This is a genomic window from uncultured Campylobacter sp., assembly GCF_938030685.1.
Classification (GTDB): domain Bacteria; phylum Campylobacterota; class Campylobacteria; order Campylobacterales; family Campylobacteraceae; genus Campylobacter_B.
Map to the genome: position 1 here is coordinate 1 of NZ_CALHHX010000123.1, position 1,975 is coordinate 1,975.

Annotated in this window: 1 protein-coding gene; it reads left to right on the forward strand. The window is 52.9% G+C overall.

Features of this window, described 5'->3' with window-relative positions; all coding sequences use genetic code 11:
• The coding region (locus Q0369_RS05830; protein WP_298097263.1) for an SbmA/BacA-like family transporter at positions 1–1,893 on the forward strand (1,893 nt) is incomplete at its 5' end.
• Positions 1,894–1,975: the final 82 nt, after the last annotated feature.

The window sequence follows — 1,975 nt, forward strand, 5'->3', positions numbered from 1 at the left end:
CTAAAGCAATTTTTTGAAATTCTACGTCCGCACTGGTTCGGCAAGGGCGCGGCGAAGCTGTGGGCGCTGCTGCTGCTCGCGCTTGGTTTTAGCCTCGCTATCATCAAAATCAGCGTGCTGATGAACGCGTGGGATAAGCGCTTTTACGACGCGCTAAGCGAACTTAAAGGCGAGCTGATCCCCGCGCTCGTGGGCGAGTTTTTGCTCTACACGGCACTCATCGTACTTTTCATCGTCTGCGGCAGCTGGCTTCGCAAACTGCTCGTAATCGTCTGGCGCGAGCGGCTAAGCGCGATGATGGAGCGCAAATGGCTACATAACGCAAACTTCTATCGCACGAGCCTTGAGGGGAATTTCAGCGCCAGGGGCGGATCAAATTTAGAAAAACCTGGCGACGTAAATTTAGATGAAAATTTAAACGATCGCGCAGAGTATTCCGCAGCCGAGGCGGACAGCGCGGCTTTACATAAAGACGCAAAGAGGTTTGAAATTTTACCGAGCACAGCGGAGCAAAATGTAGCAGGGCAAAGCGGCGCAAGCGAGAATGAAATTTCATCCAAAACTCGCGCAGATCGTGAAATTTCAAAAACGATTGCAAAGCTAGACAACCCTGATCAGCGTATCGCCGAGGACAGCTTGCTGCTCGTGCAAAAAAGCGTCGATCTCGTAAAATCGCTCGTCTATAATCTCGCCAAGCTCATCGCCTTCGTTGCGATCTTGTGGCAGGTCTCGAAGGTGCTGAAATTTGAAATTTTTGGCATGCGCTTTGAGATCGAAGGCTTTTTGCTCTACGTCGCGCTCCTTTATACGCTGCTTTGCTCGCTGATCACGCATCTCATCGGGCGCAGGCTTAGGGGGTTAAATTTTGCTAAGCAGCGCGCCGAAGCCGACTACCGCTCGGATCTGTTGCTAGTGCGCGAAAACGCAGAAGCCGTAGCATTTATGCGCGGAGAGGATGCCGAGCGCGGCCGCTTTCGCGCGAGCTTCGGCGAGATCATGAGAAACTGGCGCAGCATTATGAATACGGAATTTCGCCTCGAATGCTTTTCGGCAAGCTACCTAAAAATCACGAATTTAATCCCGATCTTTGCCTGCTTGCCGCTGTATTTGTCGCGCGCGATGAGCTTTGGCGACATGATGCAGGCGCGCTCGGCATTTTACAGCGTGCAGGACGGATTTGCGTGGTTTATGGACTATTACAAGCAGATCATGGAGTGGGCGGCGAGCGTGCAGAGGATCTATGAGTTCATCGCGCGCATGGATGGCGAGAGCGCAAATCTGCGTACTTGTGTCAAACAAAGCGACGAAAATTCCGCTTGCTGCGAGGGCTTGTCGGTCTTCACGCCTGCAGGCGAGCCGCTGATCGAGGATCTACGCTTTGAGCTTGCGCCCGCGCAGTTTATAATGCTGCGAGGCAAGAGCGGCGCGGGCAAAAGCACGGCTCTGCGCTACGCGGCGGGGCTTTGGCGATACGGCCGCGGCGAGATCAGTCTGCCGCGCACGGGCGTGATGTTTATCCCGCAAAAGCCCTATCTAGCGCCGCTTAGCCTAAAAAAACTCATTTCATATCCGCAGCCGCCGCGCGCAGACGACGCGGAATTTTTAGAAATTTTACGCCGCGTAGGACTTGAGAAATTTGCCCGCATGCTAAACTCACGCGCCGATTACGTTAAAATTTTAAGCGGCGGAGAGGCGCAGCGGCTTAGTTTTGCACGTATTCATTACCACAAGCCGAGCTTTGTTTTCGCAGACGAGATCACGTCCGCACTCGATCCTGCCTCGGCGCGCGAGCTGCTACTTGGTCTGCGCGCGGCTCTACCAAGGCTAGGAATGCTAGCGATCGTGCATCAAACGGGGCTTGAGGACATATTCGAGCGGACGATAGAGCTTTAAATTCGGCCGTTGAAATTTCACGCGGCAGGGATTTCGCCTTTAAATTCATATCTTTTTAAATCCAGATTTATTAAAATTACTC